Source organism: Phenylobacterium sp. (assembly GCF_965284355.1).
In the GTDB taxonomy this organism is placed as follows: Bacteria; Pseudomonadota; Alphaproteobacteria; order Caulobacterales; family Caulobacteraceae; genus Phenylobacterium.
The window spans coordinates 1831638-1848365 of record NZ_OZ260078.1 but is presented as its reverse complement, the minus strand read 5'-3'; the positions used below and the strand labels follow the sequence as shown (position 1 = coordinate 1848365).

15 protein-coding genes are annotated in these 16728 nt (G+C 69.9%); 13 read left to right on the top strand and 2 right to left on the bottom strand.

Going from position 1 to position 16728, the window contains the following annotated elements; all coding sequences use genetic code 11:
• Window position 1 precedes the first annotated feature (1 nt).
• The 13 genes from ACQ66R_RS08980 to ACQ66R_RS08920 all read left to right on the top strand — a co-directional run bounded on the left by ACQ66R_RS08980 (window position 2) and on the right by ACQ66R_RS08920 (window position 14144).
• The gene (locus ACQ66R_RS08980) at window positions 2–253 is read left to right on the top strand and encodes a hypothetical protein (RefSeq protein ID WP_430421179.1); all 252 of its coding nucleotides are present in this window, start codon (window positions 2–4) and stop codon (window positions 251–253) included.
• A gap of 297 nt (window positions 254–550) precedes the next feature.
• Window positions 551–2605, top strand: a complete 2055-nt coding sequence (locus tag ACQ66R_RS08975) for a tetratricopeptide repeat-containing sulfotransferase family protein (protein WP_430421178.1) — start codon at window positions 551–553, stop codon at window positions 2603–2605.
• Between the two features lie 208 nt (window positions 2606–2813).
• Complete coding sequence (gene peaA, locus ACQ66R_RS08970) at window positions 2814–4637, top strand: quinohemoprotein amine dehydrogenase subunit alpha (RefSeq protein WP_430421176.1); 1824 nt, start codon at window positions 2814–2816, stop codon at window positions 4635–4637.
• Window positions 4634–6100: a quinohemoprotein amine dehydrogenase maturation protein gene (gene peaB / locus ACQ66R_RS08965; protein WP_430421174.1), complete on the top strand. Its 1467-nt coding sequence runs from the start codon at window positions 4634–4636 to the stop codon at window positions 6098–6100. The genes peaA and peaB overlap by 4 nt, the downstream gene beginning before the upstream one ends.
• Window positions 6097–6435 carry a quinohemoprotein amine dehydrogenase subunit gamma gene (qhpC, locus tag ACQ66R_RS08960; protein WP_430421172.1) on the top strand — a complete coding sequence of 113 codons (339 nt, stop codon included), beginning with the start codon at window positions 6097–6099 and terminating at the stop codon, window positions 6433–6435. Before peaB ends, qhpC begins: the two co-directional genes overlap by 4 nt.
• A gap of 50 nt (window positions 6436–6485) precedes the next feature.
• Window positions 6486–7577, top strand: a complete 1092-nt coding sequence (locus tag ACQ66R_RS08955; protein ID WP_430421170.1) for a hypothetical protein — start codon at window positions 6486–6488, stop codon at window positions 7575–7577.
• Complete coding sequence (locus tag ACQ66R_RS08950; RefSeq protein ID WP_430421168.1) at window positions 7574–8629, top strand: hypothetical protein; 1056 nt, start codon at window positions 7574–7576, stop codon at window positions 8627–8629. Before ACQ66R_RS08955 ends, ACQ66R_RS08950 begins: the two co-directional genes overlap by 4 nt.
• Entirely contained in the window at window positions 8626–10365 is a 1740-nt protein-coding gene (locus ACQ66R_RS08945; RefSeq protein ID WP_430421166.1) for an ABC transporter ATP-binding protein, read from the top strand. Before ACQ66R_RS08950 ends, ACQ66R_RS08945 begins: the two co-directional genes overlap by 4 nt.
• Entirely contained in the window at window positions 10358–11128 is a 771-nt protein-coding gene (gene qhpE / locus ACQ66R_RS08940; RefSeq protein WP_430421164.1) for a subtilisin-like serine protease QhpE, read from the top strand. Before ACQ66R_RS08945 ends, qhpE begins: the two co-directional genes overlap by 8 nt.
• 67 nt (window positions 11129–11195) lie before the next feature.
• Window positions 11196–11630, top strand: a complete 435-nt coding sequence (locus tag ACQ66R_RS08935; protein WP_430421162.1) for a sensor histidine kinase — start codon at window positions 11196–11198, stop codon at window positions 11628–11630.
• Complete coding sequence (locus tag ACQ66R_RS08930) at window positions 11627–12079, top strand: potassium channel family protein (protein ID WP_430421160.1); 453 nt, start codon at window positions 11627–11629, stop codon at window positions 12077–12079. Before ACQ66R_RS08935 ends, ACQ66R_RS08930 begins: the two co-directional genes overlap by 4 nt.
• A gap of 293 nt (window positions 12080–12372) precedes the next feature.
• Window positions 12373–13695, top strand: a complete 1323-nt coding sequence (locus tag ACQ66R_RS08925) for a sensor histidine kinase (protein WP_430421158.1) — start codon at window positions 12373–12375, stop codon at window positions 13693–13695.
• A gap of 83 nt (window positions 13696–13778) precedes the next feature.
• Window positions 13779–14144: a c-type cytochrome gene (locus tag ACQ66R_RS08920; protein ID WP_430421156.1), complete on the top strand. Its 366-nt coding sequence runs from the start codon at window positions 13779–13781 to the stop codon at window positions 14142–14144.
• 16 nt (window positions 14145–14160) lie between these two features.
• On the opposite strand, the gene ACQ66R_RS08915 is transcribed toward ACQ66R_RS08920, so the two are convergent.
• Window positions 14161–14427: a hypothetical protein gene (locus ACQ66R_RS08915; protein ID WP_430421154.1), complete on the bottom strand. Its 267-nt coding sequence runs from the start codon at window positions 14425–14427 to the stop codon at window positions 14161–14163.
• A gap of 147 nt (window positions 14428–14574) precedes the next feature.
• Window positions 14575–16698: an acetate--CoA ligase family protein gene (locus ACQ66R_RS08910; protein ID WP_430421152.1), complete on the bottom strand. Its 2124-nt coding sequence runs from the start codon at window positions 16696–16698 to the stop codon at window positions 14575–14577.
• Window positions 16699–16728: the final 30 nt, after the last annotated feature.

Sequence of the window (16728 nt, the reverse complement as noted above, 5' to 3'; positions counted from 1 at the left end):
TTTGATTATCCCCCAAGTCCTGATGCTAAATGTCTCCTTCCACTCCGGCCTTATCGTTGCTTGTGTCATGCTTGCTGGGACGCCGCCCGTGACGTCGTCAGGCCCGAAGTCGGGTCCAAGCTGGGCACAAGTGCTGATCTCCGAAGACAAGATCCCCGGAAACGTCTTTGTTTTTGCCAACCGTGCAGAAAACTTTCTGCATCAGTCGGGTGTTTTGCAAATTCAGCACTCCGCGAAAGTGCTTGAATTCTGATTGGTTGAACGCGGTTCAGACGTGTCAAGCGCGTTGCGCCATGAAACCTGATGTCGGGTAGGGGTGACGGCCCTGTGACCTGATCAGATGTCGCAATTTTGTGCGCGGGCGCCCAAGGAGCTTGCCATGGCGAAGGCTGTTGGCGCCCCGGCGGACCCCTCTGTTGCCCGCGCGACGCGCGCAAGGCCCGATGCGATGGGGGTCGCGCTGACGGGACCCGGACAGGAATAAGGACGTCGCCGTGCCGATCTTGCCGCATGCCGGGGCGCCCGCATCTGTCGTCGTGGACCGGGCCTCATGATCGGCCCCGACACCCGGGCGCCCGCTGCGCCGTCCCCGGCCGACATCGCAGCCCTGCTGGAGACTCAGCCCGCCGCGGCGCTGGCCCACGCCGAAGCGATCCTGAAGCAGTCCCCGGGGCTGCCGGCGGCCGAACTCGTGGCGTGTCAGGCCCTGAGGCGACTCGGCCGGAGCAAGACCGCGCTGAGCCGTCTCAACCGTCTCTCGCGCGCTTACCCGCGCGTGCCGGCCGTGCTCTGGGAGCTGGCGCAGGCAGCGAGCGAGACCGGTGACGGGGGCCAGGCGATCGACGCCCTGATTCGCCTCACCGGTCTGCAGCCCCGGGTCTCAGGCGGATGGTTTCTTCTGGCGAAGGAGTTGCGGAAGGCCGGTCGCGGCGCGGACGCCTGGCGCGCCGACCTGTCTGGCGTGCACGCGTCGTCCCACGACCCCGAGCTGCTGAGGGCGGCGGTCGCGATGAAGGACGATCGGTTCGACGAAGCCGTCTCGATCCTGACCGCACGTCTGGATCGAGCGCCCGACGACCCACCGGCCATCCGGCTTCTGGGAGAGATCAGCTGGCGGCGCGGCGACATGACCGAAGCGCTGGAGCTGGTGCAACGCGCCGTGACGGTCGCGCCGGGCTTCGACCTGGCGCGCGACTTCCTGGTCCGCCTGTTGATGCAGACCAATCGTCTGCCCGAGGCGCTGGAGCATGCCGAGGTCCTGGCCGACTCCCCGATCCGGAGCCCCAGCCACGACCTGCTCAGGGCCTCGGTGCTGGTGCGTCTGGGCGATCAGGCGCAGGCCGGGGCGATCTACGAGCGGCTGTTGGCCGACGACGCCGACCAGCCGCAGGTCTGGCAGAACCTCGGCCACGTGCTGAAGACCCTGGGAAAGCAGGCCGACGCCGTGCGGGCCTACCGCGAGGCTGTGACGCGCCGCCCGACCATGGGCGAGGCCTGGTGGAGCCTGGCCAACCTCAAGACGGTGAAACTGGGGCCCGAAGACGTGGCCGCGATGCAGGCGGCGCTCAAGGCGCTGGATCAGGCGCGGGAGGCGGCGCGGGAGGATGTGTTCCACCTGCACTTCTCGCTGGGCAAGGCGCTGGAGGACGCGGGCGACTACGCCGCGTCCTTCGGACACTACGATCTGGGCAACCGCCTGCGCCGCACGCTGGCGCCGTACGACGCTTCGGCGTTCTCGGCGGAGGTGGCGGCCGCGGCTCAGGCGTTCACCGGCGCGTTCCTGGCGCAGATGGGGCCCGGCGGCTGTCCGGCGGCCGACCCCATTTTCGTCGTCGGGCTCCCCCGCTCGGGCTCGACCCTGGTGGAGCAGATCCTCGCCAGCCACAGCCAGGTGGAAGGCACGATGGAACTGTCCGAGATGATGGTGATCGCCAGCCGCCTGCAGTCGCGGGTGGACCAGGGCGAGTTCACGGACTTCCGGGCGATGGTCGCGTCGCTGACCCCCGCCGACCGCCTGCGGTTGGGCGAAGAGTATATCGAGCGCACGCGCGTGCACCGCCAGACGGACAGGCCGCTGTTCATCGACAAGATGCCCAACAATTGGCAGCACGTGGGCCTGATCCGGCTGATCCTGCCGAACGCCAAGATCATCGATGCGCGACGCCACCCGCTGGGCTGCTGCGTCTCGGGGTGGAAGCAGCACTTCGCGCGCGGGCAGGTCTTCACCTATGACCTGGCCGAGATCGGCCGCTACTACCGTGACTACGTCGCGCTGATGGCCGCCTATGACGAAGCCGCGCCAGGGGCCGTGCGCCGGGTGATCTACGAACAGATGGTGGCGGACACCGAGGGCGAGGTCCGGCGGCTGCTGGCCGACCTGGATCTGCCGTTCGAGCCGGGCTGCCTGGAGTTCTACAACAACGACCGGGCCGTCCGCACCGCCAGCTCCGAACAGGTCCGCCGGCCGATCTTCAAGGACGGACTCGAGCAATGGAAGAACTATGAGGCATGGCTCGACCCGCTGCGGGACGCGTTGGGTCCCGTCGTCAGCTCCTACCCCGAGCCTCCCTCCGACTGGCGGGCATGGCTGGCGATTCCGGCCTAGCGGCGGCCCGGGAGCACAGGCGCGCGTCGAAGAAATAGGCGCCGCTGCTGCAGCTTCTGCCGCTTCTTTGCCAAATTGCGCTGCAGTCCGCCGTCGGCGCGCAATTCCTGCAGACCCCCGCTTGACCAAGCTAGGCCGCTGGCGATCCCACTGGCGCCTGGACGATCCGTGAGACATCTTTCCGGATCGGCGAGGGGGTGGTGTCGAGATGAACGTCCCGCAAAGCGATGTCGGCGCGTCCGATGGCGGCCAGGCCGGTGCGGAAACCGTAAAGCGACGGCTGAGGATCGGCGGCGGCGCGGGCGCCCTTCGCAGGTTCGGGATGTTGTCGCTGATGCTGGTCGGCGTCTTCTCGGCCTCGGTCGTCGTGGCGCAGGGCAGCAAGACGCCGGGCTCCGACCCCGTCGACTGGGAGGAGACCGACCAGGGCATCCCGGTCACCGACGCGCTCACCAAGGAGAAGTGCTCGGCCTGTCACGCCGCCGATGCGAAGGGCAACCTGTCGCGCATCTCGTGGGTGCGGTCGACGCCGGAAGGCTGGGCCCAGACGATCAAGCGGATGGTCAAGCTGAACGGCGCGGTGATGGAGCCCGAGGAAGCGCGCCAGATCGTGCAGTACCTGGCGACCCACCACGGCCTGGCGCCCGAAGAAGCCAAGCCGGTGATGTACTTCGCCGAGCAGCGCATCATCGACGAGACCAACATCCCGAACGATACGGTCCGTAACGCCTGCGCCTCGTGCCATGCCTTCGCGCAGCCGCTGTCCTCGCGACGCAGCAAGCGCGAGTGGGCGCTGCTGCAGAACATGCACGTCGGGCTCTACTCCCAGGCTGAGATGCAGTACTTCCGCCAGTCGCCCAGCGCGCCGCTGGGTCCTGACGGCAAGCCGATGACCCCGGCTCAGGTGGCGCTGAACTTCCTGGCCGAGAAGGCGCCGCTGCATACGCCGGAATGGGCCGCCTGGGCGCCGCGGATCCGCTCGCCGCGCCTCGAGGGCAAGTGGCTGATCTCGGCCACGCTGCCTGGCAAGGGCCTGTACCTGGGCGAGATGACGATCGCGCCGGGCAAGGCCGCGGACCGGTTTGTGACGGTCACCAAGCTGCGTTCGCTCCAGTCCGGCGCCGAGATCACCCGCAAGGGCCAGGGCGCCGTCTACGGCGGCTACAGCTGGCGCGGCGGCTCCGACGTTGGCGCCGGCGGCCAGCCCGACGATCCGAAGAAGGCCGGTCGCGAGGTCATGTGGTTCGCGCCGGACCTGAAGATGGCGCAGGGTCGGTGGTACTGGGGCGCCTACAACGAGTTCGGGTTCAATGTGACGATGACCCGGGCGTCGGCCGACCCGACGATCGCAGCGGTCACCCCCTATGCCCTGAAGACCGGCGCCAAAGGTGTCGCGGTGCACATCTACGGAGATGCGCTGCCGCAGAAGCTCTCACCCGCGGATGTCGACATGGGCGCCGGCGTGACGGTGACCAAGATCGTCTCGGCGAGCCCCGGCGAACTGGTGGTCAGCGTCGATGTCGCCGACAAGGCCCTGCCCGGGCATCGCGACGTCGGCGTGAAGGGGGCCGTGCTGGTGAAGGCGCTGCCGGTCTACGACAAGATCGACTACCTCAAGGTGACGCCCGAGACGGGCATGGCCCACCTGGGCGGGATCAAGTTCGAGAAGGGCTACGAGCAGTTCGAGGTGGTGGGCTACGCCAACGGCCCCGACGGCAAGCCCAAGACCGCGGATGACCTGCCGATCGGCCCGGTTCCCGTGACCTGGGGCCTCGAGGAATTCCACACCGTCACCTACGACGACGACACCAGCTATGTGGGCGACCTGAGCGCGAACGCCCTGTTCACGCCCTCGACCGAAGGCCCCAATCCGAAGCGCCGGTTCAGCCGCAACAACTATGGCGAGGTCTGGGTGGTCGCGACCGCCAAGGACGCCAAGGACAAGTTCGGCCGGCCGCTGGTCGGGAAGGCCTATCTCGTCGTCACCGTGCCGACCTACCGGCGGTGGGACCATGCGGAGCTGTCCAAATGACCACCATGACGTCGATGGCGGCGGTCAAGTATCGCCGCGGTGAGCTGCACGAGTTCCAGGCGGCGGGCCAGGAGTTCATCTACCTGGTCACGGCGGGCGCGATCTTCGCGCTCGACGACGGCGCCAGCGATGTGCTGCGGCGGCTGGGCGAGCGGGAGATGTCGCACGCCGAGCTGGTGGACGCGCTGGTCGGTCAAGGCCACCCCCGCGGCGACGCCGAGGAGCTGATCGCCGAACTGCGCTACGTCCGCGGCATCGTCGCCGACACGGTGACGCCGGTGCAGCCCGCCGGGCCGACCAGCCCGCCGGCCGACTTCCCGCTGCAGGCGCTGGTGCTGAACATCACCAACCAGTGCAACCTGGCCTGCACCTACTGCTACGAGTTCGGCCCGAACAAGATCGCCACGCCCGAGGGCAAGGCGAAGTACATGACCCTGGAGACGGCCAAGACGTCGGTCGACTTCCTGCTGGCGCAGTCGACCGGCCGCCAGGCGGTGCACATCACGTTCTTCGGCGGCGAGACGCTGATGAACTTCAAACTGCTGCGCCAGGTGGTGGAGTATGCGCGGGAGCAGGCGTCGGCGCAGGGCCGTGGCATCGGCTTCAGCCTCACCACCAACGCCACGCTGCTGACCGACGAGATCATCGATTTCCTGGCCGAGAACGAGGTCGGCGTCACGGTCAGCATGGACGGCCCGCCCGACCTGCAGGACATGCGCCGCGTCGACAAGCGCGGGCGCGGCACCTATCGGATCATCGAGCCCAAGCTGCGCAAGCTGATCGCCCGGCACAACACGCGCGCGATCACCGCCCGGGTGACCCTGACCGAGGGCGTCACCGACGTTCTGCGCATCTACCGCCACCTGAAGGATGACCTTGGCTTCGACGAGGTCGGCTTCGCGCCCGTCACCAACAGCGGCGACCAGGACTTCGCCCTGGATGATCGCGGCATGGAAGGCGTCGTCGCCGACTTCCACACGCTGGCGGACGAATGGCTGGAATACGCCCTGCGCGGCCAGCGGCACGGCTTCTCCAACGTCAGCGAGACCATCGGCGAGCTGATCCAGGGCGCGAACAAGTCGCATCCCTGCGGCGCGGCCATCGGCCTGCTGGGCGTCAGCGCGTCAGGCGACCTGTCGCCCTGCCACCGGTTCACCGACGCCGACACGCACACCCTCGGGCACGTCTCCACCGGGGTCGACCTCGCCAAGCGGGAAGATTTCCTCGCCCGCGGCCACGTCGGCGCCAAGTACGAATGCCAGACATGCTGGGCCCGGCCGCTCTGCGCCGGCGGGTGCCATCACGAGGCCTTCGTGCGCTACGGCGACACCGGCCACGCCAACCTCCACTACTGCGACTGGATCCGTCAGTGGACGGACACTTGCCTGCGCATCTACGGCGCGGTGAGCGCGCAGAATCCGCAGTTCCTGGAACACCTCGCGCAACGAAAGGCTCCGCAATGAAGCATCTTCGGCCGATCAACCGGAAGGCGGAGCGGATCGACCAGGCGGCCTCGATGACCGAGGAGGACGTCGTGGCCCTGCAGCAGCAGCCCGCCCCCAAGACACCGCACGTCCCCATGGGCTGCAGCCTGGCCTTCTTCCCCGGCTGGGAAGTCGATGCGGGCGGCGGCACGGCGGGGCTCTGCCAGCCGGTCGAGCGCGACATCTACGACTGCTACGTCACGTGCTTCTGGCCGGTGCAGGTCGCCGACCACGTCAACTACTCGCCCGACTGGGCCAGCAACTGCGCCGTGGCCACGAAGGACTGGCGCAAGCTGGACCTGATTTTCCCGTAGCCGCGACACCCCGTCGTTCCCGCCCATCCATTCGAGGAAGAGTCCGTCGCATGAAGACGCTCCGGCTTGGTCTCATCGCCCTGAGTGCGGCCGCCGCCGCCGCCCTGAGCCCGGCGCAGGCAGGCACCATGATCCTGGGCGGCTATCCCAGTCAGCTCATGGTGATCGACGAGGCGAAGGGGTCGATCACCCAGGAGGTCGATCTCAAGACCGGCCTGCCGGTGAGCATGCGGCTGTCCGACGACGGCAAGCTGCTCTACGCCACGACGATCACGACCAGCGGCATCGAGGTGCTGGACGTCGCGACCCGCAAGATCGTCAACAGCTTCAGCCTCAACACGCCCGCGGTCCGGTACCGCTTCAGCGGCGGCGTGCCTGATCCGACCGGGCGTTACTTCTACATCCTGGGCACGCGGATCGACAAAGGCATCGACGCCTTCCGGATCAGCAAGCCGCAGTTCATGGTGGTCGACCTTCAGACCAAGCAGGTCGTGAAGACCGCCGAACTGGAACCCGACGACCAGAAGTTCGGCGCCCGCGGCGGCCTGATGCTCTCGCCGGACGGCAAGACGCTGTACGCCTTCCGCGACAAGATTCTGGTCGTGAACACCGCCGACCTGAAGACGGTCGATCACTTCGACCTGTCCAAGCCCGAGTACCCGGGCATGCAGGACGTCAGCTTCGGCGGCGGCGTCGGGCGGCTCCAGACGCCGGGCCAGTTCGTGTCGCTGTTCGAGACCGAGGATCCCTATATCCACAACAAGACGTTCGGCGTCGCCCGGCTGGATCTCGACACGCGCAAGTTCACCTTCACGCCGATCGGGCCCTCGCCGAAGGCGCTGTCCGGGCTCGAGGTCTCGCCCGACGGAAAGTACGGCTACACCGTTGCTGTCACCGGCGAACTGGGCAGCCAGCGCTGCGAGTTCTGGCGCTTCGACCTCGGCAGCAACAAGGCGCTCGACAAGTCCGAGTTCCAATGCCGCCGCCGCTTCTACTTCGGCATGTCGGGCAACGGGCAGAAGCTGTACATCTACGGTGCGGGCTTCGACGTCGCGGTCTACGACGCCAAGACCCTCAAGCCCGAGGGCGCATGGGAACTGACCCACGACATCACCATGTCGGGCATGGTCATCACGCGGTGAGCGCACCTGCGCCGGGGCAGGCGGGCGCCAGCGCGCCCGTCGCCGACCGGCCGGACCTGAGCGTCGCCATCCACGGCGCGGGGATCGCTGCGAACTGCTGCGCGCATCTGTTGGCCCGCGCCGGCGTCGCCACGGCCCGGACGACGGGAGAGCGGACCCCGGTTCCCGCTATCCTGCTCAGCGACACGGCAATGGCGCTGCTGCGCAGCGTCTTCGAGCGCCCGGACCTGTTCGCTGACCGGCCCCGCATCACCCACCGCGTCGTCGCCTGGGGCGCCGCCGAACCGGTGAGTCTGCCGCACGGCGCCATCGTGCTTTCGGAGGGCGACCTCGACGCCGCGCTGACCCCGCCATCCGCCGCCTTGGTCGCGCCGGGTCCCCAGATGTCGATCCACACGGCCGCGCCCTTCCCGGGGGGCGAGGTTCGCCGCTTCGGCGCGCGCACCACGTCCGCCGCCCAGGTCAGCCTTCGCCATGAGGCCGAGCGATCCGTCTGTGGGATCGAGGCGGTGGAAGCCGGCTGGCTGTTTCTGATCCCCGCCGGCGACGGGTCGGCCTGGATGCTTTGCGTCGGCGCGTCGGCGCAGACGTTGCTGGGCCAGAGCCGCCACATCGCCCCGCGCATTGACGGCGTGGGCCGGACCTCGGCGGCGTTCGAAACCAGCCCGCGGATGCTGACGTCGCTGGCCGGGCCCGACTGGCTGGCCTGCGGATCGGCGGCGGTCGCCTTCGATCCGATCTGCGGCGACGGGACGGCCCAGGCGGTGCGCGAGGCCATCCTCGCCTGCGCCGTCATCGGGGCCATCCGCGACGGCGGCGACCCGGCCGCGCTGCGCATCCACTTCGAGTCGATGATCGTGGCCGCGATGCGCCGGCATCTGCGTCTGAGCGCCCAGTTCTACGCCAGCGGCGGCGACAGCGAATGGTGGCGCGCCCAGCTCGCCGACCTCGCCGAGGGGTTCGACTGGTGCACGGCCAGACTGGCGAAGATGCCGGAGCCCCGCTACGAGCTGCATGACTTCCGTCTTGTGGCGCGAGGGGAGGCCGCTTGACCGAAACGCCCGCCGCGACGCCGCCGCAACCGTCCGCGCCTGTCGCGCCGCCCGTGGCGAGCTGGCGCAGCTATGGCCGGCTGGCGCCGTTCCTCCGGCCCTACGTGCGGCCGCTGCTGCTGGTGCTGGTGGTCAGCCTGGCTTCGACCGCGCTCAACCTGGCGCAGCCCTATCTGTCCAAGTTGCTGATCGACCACGCGCTGCTGCGCCGCGACATGGATGCGCTGATCCAGATCGCGCTCCTGATGGTGGCGTGCGGCGTGGTGGGCTACGCGCTCAACATCTTCGCCAGCTATCGTTACGTGTCGTCGTCGGCGGCGATGCTGTTCGACATCCGCGTCGCGCTGCTACGCCACCTGCAGACGCTGTCGCCGCGCTTCTTCGGCGGCTTCCGGCTGGGCGACCTGATGTCTCGCATCAACAGCGACGTGAGCGACGTCCAGCGCGTCGCCGCCGATACGCTGCTCTCGGTGCTCAGCAATGTGCTGATGCTGGTGGGCAGCGTCGGGCTGATGCTGTGGCTGGACTGGCGGATGTTCCTGGTGGGCGTCGTGCTCATCCCCGTCTGCGTGCTCACCTTCCTGCACTATCAACAGAAACTCACCCTCATCACCCGCGAGATGCGCGAGCGCGGCGCCGACCTGGGCAGCCTGCTGGTCGATACGGTGATGGGCATGCGGGTGGTGGCCTCGCTGGGCGCGGGCGAGCACGAGGTGCGGCGGTTCGAGCAGAACAACAACGCGTTCGTCCGGGCCATGCTGAAGATGCAGGTTACGTCGTTCATGGCGGGCGCGATCCCCGGCGCGCTGCTGACGGCGTCGACCTCGGCCGTGATCCTCTACGGCGGCGCGATGATCATCGACGGGCGCATGACGATCGGGACCCTCGTCGCGTTCATGACCTATCAGGGCCGCCTGTTCGGCCCGATCCAGACGCTGATGGGCCTCACTGCGGGCGTGGCGTCGACGCGCGTCTCACTCGCGCGCATCTTCGAGTTGTTCGACACGCCGGCCGAGGTGACGGAGAGGCCGGGCGCGACCGGGCTGGACCAGGTCCGCCAGGGCGTCCGCTTCGAGGGCGTGTCGATGCGCTACGACCGTCACCCCGTGCTGGTGGACGTGGACCTCGAGATCCCTCAGGGCAGCTTCTGCGCGGTCCTCGGCCCCAGCGGCGTCGGCAAGTCCACCCTGGCCGACCTCATGGTCCGCTATCAGGACCCGCAGGCCGGCCGCATCCTGGTCGATGGGCTCGACATCCGCGACGTCCGCCTCGACGACCTCCGCCGCGAATTGATCCTGGTCGACCAGGCGCCGTACCTGTTCAACGACACCATCGCGGCCAACATCGCCTTCGCCCTGCCGGGCGCCAGCGCCCAGGATGTGGAGGCGGCCGCGCGCATGGCCGGTCTCGCCGACCTGCTGGCCCGCCTGCCCGAGGGCCTGGCGACCCGCACCGGCGAGCGAGGCCTGGCGCTGTCGGCGGGGGAGCGTCAGCGCGTGGCCCTGGCCCGCGCCCTGCTGCGCAAACCCAGCGTGCTCATCCTGGACGAGCCCACCTCGGCGCTGGACGGCGAGACCGAGCAACTGGTGGCCAAGGGGCTGCGTGAGGCCCTGCCGGGCGCGACGATCGTGGTCATCACCCACCGACCTGTCCTGGCCGAGATGGCGGACGCCGTCATCACGCTGGACGGCGGTCGCGCGACGATGACGCGAACGCCGGAGGCCGCCTGTGCGTGAGCCGATGCTTGCGACAGCGTTAGAGCTCTTTCCCGGGCTGACGGGGCGGGGCGTCTCGGTCGCGGTCATCGATAGCGGCGTCCATCCCGGGCATGACCACATCAACGCCGGCCAGCTCGACCCGGGCGTCATGGTCCTGTCCGACGGCGCAGTCGTCGAGGGAGAGGGCGTCTGGCTCGACCAGCTCGGCCACGGCACTGCGGTGACGGCCGCCATCCAGGAAAAGGCGCCGGAGGCGCGGTGCATACCCGTGCGGGTGTTTCGAGAGGGCCTGAAGACGAGCGCCGCGGCCCTGATCGCCGCGATCCGGTGGTCGATCGCCCAGGAGGCGGATCTCATCAACCTCAGCCTGGGCTCGCTCAACACGGCGCACCGCGACGCCTTCGCCGCGGTCGTGGACGAGGCCGCAGCCGCCGGGATCGTCGTCGTGGCCGCCTACGAGGCCAACGGCGAGCCGTGCTATCCCGGTTCGCTCCCGGGCGTCGTCGGCGTCGATGTCGATTGGGACTGTCCGCGCAGCGCCTGCCACGTGCGACGCCAGGGCGATGCGACGATCTTCCATGCGTCCGGCTACCCTCGGCCGATCCCCGGCGTTCCGCCGCGGCGCAACTTGTACGGTTCAAGCTTTGCGGTCGCGCAGGTGAGCGGGTTCACCGCCCGCGCCTGCGAGGCGCTGGCCGACGTAGGCGGAGGCGGGCGCGGGAGCGAACGCCCCGATCGCGTGCGGGAGCTCATGTGCGAGCAGCTTCCAGACCACGACTGACGTGATCTGGATCAAGGCCGCGGCAGGCCCGCACGGCCAAAGTGAGCGGAGCACATGGAGGCTTCGCATGATCGATACAGCCCAACTGAATCCCACGGCCATGCACGATCGAGGCGTCCTGGCGCGTCCGGCGCTGGACGCGGTGGCCGCGAGCGCGAGGCCGGGCGCTCACCAGGTGCGCGTGGATTGCGATCCCGACCTGCGCCTGCCCGAGGATGTCGTCGAGAACCTGCAGCTGGTCGCGCACGAGGCGGTGGACAACGCGCTGCGCCATGCCTTCCCCAACCATATCGACGGTCATGTCTGGATCCGCCTGTTCTACGAACGCGGCCGGCTCACGCTGACCGTGCGCGACGACGGCATCGGCATGCCCGATTTCGCCGACTACGAGTCTGGCGGACGCGCGCGCATCGCCCAGGCGGCGAGCGCCATCAACGCGCATGCGCGGATGGGCGCAGCGCCCTTCGGCGGCGCACTCGTGTCGGTCACCTTGCCGGCGTGAGCCTGGTCTCACAGCTGTTCGCATCGACGGTGTTGGTGGCGCTGACCGCGCTGCTGCACCTCGCCGGTCTCGCGGCGCTGATCGCCCTGCTGCAGCGGCACGGGGGACGGGTGCGGACCGTCCACGTCCGGCTGGACCAGGCTCTCCTGGTGCTGATCGCCGTCTTCACGCTGTTCCTGCTGCATGGCGTCGAGATCTGGCTCTACGCCGCCGTCTACGCCGTCGCCGGTGAATTCCGCGATTTCGAGGATGCGCTCTACTTCTCGACCTCGACCTACGCGACCATCGGGTACGGCGACCTCGTCCTGTCCCGCGCCTGGCGCATCGTCGGCGCGATCGAGGGCGTCAACGGCATCATCCTGCTGGGCTGGTCGACCGCCTTCTTCGTGTCGATCGTCCGGCGGCTTGCCGAGCTGGAAGGCCCGGATGGCGAGTGGAACCGGGCCTAGAGCGCGTGGGGCGAAGTGGACGCCGGTGTCGCCCCGAAGCGCGCTCCAAATCAAGAAGATCGAGCCTGTCGACCCGGTTCAGGTGATTCAATCTGAGCGTGAGTGACTCTCGACGCAGGCGACATTGATCTCGCGCAAGGCGTGCGCTGCGGGGTTGGGCAAACTGTGACGGTCGCGGCGTCGCCGCGTCTGCACCATCGATGCCTGTCATCCCGCTCGGGCAGTCCCCCTGCCGAGCGGGTCTCCTCGACGCTCCGGTCGCCTCGCGGCCGGAGCGTCATTTCGGATCGCGCATGCTGCATCTCCCTCCGGGTCTCACCCGTCGCTGGCGACTCGCGGCGCTCGGCGCCGCAGGCGCCCTGGGCGGCGCCGTGGTCGCGGCGGCCGGCGGAACCGCGACGGCCGCGGCGGGCGGGATCGCGGTCGTTGCGGTGACTACCAGCCTGCTGGGTCGTGTGGGCGGCAGCGTCTCGGCGCTGGCCGGCCTGGCGGCGGCGCGATTCGCCCTGGGCTGGTCCTGGGTGGATGTCGCCGCGTTGGGGCTGGCCGCCCTGGCGGGGATCTTCGGCATCGGCATGGTTCTGCGCCGCCTGGCCGACGCCCGGCAGCTCGCCGAGGAAGCCGCCGACCGCGCGGCCGCGCTGCAGGCGAGCGAGGCGCGGTTCCGCGGCCTGCTGGAGGGGGCGCCGGACGCCATCGTCATCTCCGACGCCGAGGGCCGTATCGTGCTGATGAACGCCGAGGCCGAAAAGCTGTTCGGCTACCCGCGCGAAGCCGTGGTCGGCGGCCCTCTGGACGTCCTGATGCCGGAGCGGTTTCGGGGTCGCCATGCTGAGCACGTGCGCGCCTACCTGGCGCGGCCGACCACGCGACGGATGGGCGACGGCGCCAACATGTTCGGCCTTCGCCGCGACGGCAGTGAGTTTCCGATCGAGACCAACCTCAGCCTCCTCTCCGACCATGGCGAGGGACTGGTGACCAGCGTGATCCGCGACCTGACCCAGAGACGCGAGATTCAGGAACGCGAGGCGCTATTGATCCGCGAGCTGAACCACCGGGTGAAGAACACCCTGGCCAGCGTGCAGTCGATCGTGACCCAGACGCTTCGGTCCGCCCCCACGCCCGAGGCGTTCAGCGCGGCGGTGCATACGCGGATCATGGCCCTGTCGAAGAGCCACGACGTGCTCACCCGCAACGATTGGGCGGGCGCCACGGTGGCCGATATCGTGGCCGAGCAGCTCAAACCGTACGACCGTGACGGCGCGCCGTTCTCGCTGGACGGGCCACCGGTCCTGCTGCGCCCCAACCGCGCGGTGACCCTGGGCATGGCGGTGGGCGAGCTGGCCACGAACGCCGCCAAGTTCGGCGCCCTGTCCGCAGGCGGGTCGGTCGCCGTGGCGTGGTCCGTGCCGCAGGGACCCGCCGGGCCCGCATTGCGCCTCGTCTGGTCGGAAGCGGGTGGCCCGCCGACGGCCGAGCCCGCCCACGAGGGGTTCGGAACCCGGCTGGTGAAGCGCAGCCTGGCGGCCGGCCTGCATGGATCGGCGGAGTTGACCTATGCGAAGGAAGGGCTGATCGCGGTTCTGCAGTTTCCGCTGGTCGACGGTGAGGGTTGATGCGCCATACGGTCGGATTGACCCGCATCATGGCGCTCGACAACGGCCCTGCCAGGCTGTCGCTCACGATCAGGAGCCAAATCATGCGAGCGCATTCCCTCCGACGCGCGTCCTCGCTTGCCGCAGGCGTGATGGTGGTCGCGGCGTCGGTCTGGGCGGAACCAGGGCAGGCGGTGGACGACGCCGCGATGCTGCGACAGGGCCAGACGCTGCTGCGGCGCGACTGCGGGGGTTGTCACGCGGTGGAGCGCCGGGGCGAGAGCCCGCGGGCCGGCGCGCCTGCGTTCCGAGACCTCTCCCGACGCTACGACGTCGACTCGCTGGGCGAGGCGCTGGCGGAAGGCCTCATGACCGGCCATCCCGAGATGCCGGAATTCCGCTTCAGGCCGGACGAGGTCGATGCAATTCTGGGCTATCTCCGCAGCATCCAGACGCCGCCGCGGCGATAGGTGCGCCGGTGGGGCGTCAGGCGTCGCTGAGCAGGGGCGTGCGCAGGCCGCCCAGCCGGGTGGCGGCCGCGCGACTGCAGATCTCCAGGCTCTCAAGCGACAGCTGCGCGCCGGCGTCGAGCACGTCCATCGGGCCCGTCGCCACGGCGAGGCGTCCGAGATAGGCGGCCCACGCGTCCCAGGCGCAGGTCCAGGCGCCCATCCCCTCGCTGGCCAGCGCGGTCCATGCGGCCGCGGTCTCAAGGGCGGGGGTCAGACGATCGGGGGCTACGGGCGTGGTCATGGCGAGGGCTCCGGTTGAGGGAGAGTTGGGCGCACCGGCCGTGTGACGCCTTGACCTGCATCAAGCGGCCTCGGCGCATGATCGGTATTTGGGGGTCCAGAGCCTGGCCCCGGCGGCGGGCGCGGTGGGCCGGCTGCTTGCTCGAACTTAGCGGGGCTCCACCGAGATGCGCGCGTCGAGCGCCAGCACGCCGGAATCGTCGCAGAGCAGCGGATTGAGGTCGAGTTCCGCGACCTGGGGAACGTCGATGGCCAGGCGCCCCAGCGCTCTCAGCACGCGAGCGACGGCGTCCAGGTCCGCCGGCGGCCGGTCGCGATAGCCGGCGAGCAGCCGCGAGATCCGCGTGCGGCCGATCAGGTCGCGGGCTTGCGTGAGGTCGAGCGGCGCCAGCGCCAGCGCCCGGTCGGCGCGCACCTCGACGGCGACCCCACCTTCGCCGACCACGACCACTGGCCCGAAGGTCGGATCGCGCACCAGCCCGGCCAGCACCTCCTGGGCTCGCGGCCGCGCGATCATGGGCTGGACCAGAAATCCCTCGAGGCGCGCCTTGGGATGCGACACGCGCAACCGCTCGTGCATGGCCTGGGCGGCCTGCTCGACGGCCTCGTGACCCTCCAGGCCCAGGCGAACGCCGCCCACGTCGGACTTGTGGCTGATGTCCCGCGAGACGACTTTAAGCGCCACGCGGCCGCCAAAACCGGCGGCGATCGCGCCGGACGCCGCGGGGGTGTCGGCGACCTGGGTCTCCAGCACAGGCACGCCGTAGGCCTTGAGCACCGCCTGGACCTCCAGCGGCTCCAGTGCGCTGCGGCCGTCGGCCAGCGCCGCGGCGATGACCGACCGGGCTGAGATGGAGTCGTCGACCTCGCCCGACGCGTCGGGCGTTTCGCGCAACCGCGCGCGCAGCTCGTGCGCAGAGGCGAGGCGCGTGAAGGCGCGCACGGCGGCCTCTGGGGACGCAAAGGCGGGAATGGCCGCCGCGTTGAGCTTGCGGCGACCCTCGGCCACGCTAGTCTCGCCCAGCCAGCCGGCCAGCAGGGGCTTGCGCGAGCCGGGCATCGTCTCGACGGCGGCGATGACCGCGTCGGCGGCGGCCCCGCTGTCGGTCACCGCCGTCGGGCAGTTGAGGACAAGCACGGCGTCGACCTCGGGCGCGCCCAGCAGGGTCGACAGGCTGGCGGCGTAGAGCGCCGGGGTCGCGTCGCCCAGGATATCGACGGGGTTGCCGACTGCGGCGCTGGCGGCGAGCTGGCCGCGCAGGGTGGCCTGGGTTTCCGGCGACAGGACGCTCAGGCGGCCTCCGGCCCGCTCCAGGGCGTCGGCCGCCAGCACGCCGGCACCGCCGCCATTGGTCAGGAGCGTCAGCGACTTCGGAGCCGCCCGCGGGGCCCGGGACAGGGCGAGCGCGCTGTCGAGCAGGTCGTCGAGGCCCTCCACCTGTAGGAGGCCGGCGCGCCGGAACGCGGCGGCGTAGACCGCGTCGGCGCCGGCCAGGGCCCGGGTGTGGGAGAACGCGGCCTTCGCCCCGGCCGCGCCACGACCGCCCTTCAGGACCAGCACCGGCTTGGCGGCGGCGGCCAGGCGACCGGCGCGCATGAACTTGGCCGCGTCGGCGATCCCTTCGATGTAGAGCAGGATCGCCTCGGTGGCCGGATCCTGCGCCAGGAAGTCGAGAAGGTCGCCCATGTCGACGTCCAGCGAGTCGCCCAAGGTGACCACGCGGGAGAAGCCCAGGCCGTGGGCGGGCGCCCAGTCCAGTGCGGCGGCCGCCACGGCCCCGGACTGCGCGACCAGCGCGATTCCGCCGGGCGGGGGCATGGCGCTGGCGAAGCTGGCGTTGACCCCCGTGGCCGGCGAGAGAATGCCCAGGCAGTTGGGACCGACGATCCGCAGGAGATGGGGCCGGGCGGCGTTCAGAAGCGCCTGTCGGCGCCCCACGCTGGCCGGGTCGTCCCCCTCGAACCCGGCGCTGATGACCACCGCCGCCCGACAGCCGCGGGCGCCGAGCTCGGCGATGACGCCGGGGACGGTGGGGGCGGGCGTGGCGACGATCGCCAGGTCGGGGACGCTCGGAAGCGCCGCAACCGACGGACTGCACGCGTGGCCCAACACCGGCGCGCCGTCGATGTTCGCGAACAGCAACTCGCCCCCAAAGCCGCCCTCCAGGAGGTTGGCCGCCAGGACATTGCCCACTGAGCCCGGTCGAGCACTGGCTCCGATCAGCGCGATGACCGATGGGGCGAAGAGGCCGTCCAGGTTGCGCGTACTCATGCGGGGACTCTATCCGATCGGCTGGGCGCG

Excerpts from the sequence above, each read along its gene's own strand:
- ACQ66R_RS08925 (WP_430421158.1), top strand. The coding sequence starts at position 12,373 with ATGCTGCATCTCCCTCCGGGTCTCACCCGTCGCTGGCGACTCGCGGCG.
- ACQ66R_RS08910 (WP_430421152.1), bottom strand. The coding sequence starts at position 16,698 with ATGAGTACGCGCAACCTGGACGGCCTCTTCGCCCCATCGGTCATCGCG.
- ACQ66R_RS08920 (WP_430421156.1), top strand. The coding sequence starts at position 13,779 with ATGCGAGCGCATTCCCTCCGACGCGCGTCCTCGCTTGCCGCAGGCGTG.
- ACQ66R_RS08975 (WP_430421178.1), top strand. The coding sequence starts at position 551 with ATGATCGGCCCCGACACCCGGGCGCCCGCTGCGCCGTCCCCGGCCGAC.
- peaB (WP_430421174.1), top strand. The coding sequence starts at position 4,634 with ATGACCACCATGACGTCGATGGCGGCGGTCAAGTATCGCCGCGGTGAG.
- qhpC (WP_430421172.1), top strand. The coding sequence starts at position 6,097 with ATGAAGCATCTTCGGCCGATCAACCGGAAGGCGGAGCGGATCGACCAG.
- ACQ66R_RS08955 (WP_430421170.1), top strand. The coding sequence starts at position 6,486 with ATGAAGACGCTCCGGCTTGGTCTCATCGCCCTGAGTGCGGCCGCCGCC.
- ACQ66R_RS08935 (WP_430421162.1), top strand. The coding sequence starts at position 11,196 with ATGATCGATACAGCCCAACTGAATCCCACGGCCATGCACGATCGAGGC.
- ACQ66R_RS08915 (WP_430421154.1), bottom strand. The coding sequence starts at position 14,427 with ATGACCACGCCCGTAGCCCCCGATCGTCTGACCCCCGCCCTTGAGACC.
- peaA (WP_430421176.1), top strand. The coding sequence starts at position 2,814 with ATGAACGTCCCGCAAAGCGATGTCGGCGCGTCCGATGGCGGCCAGGCC.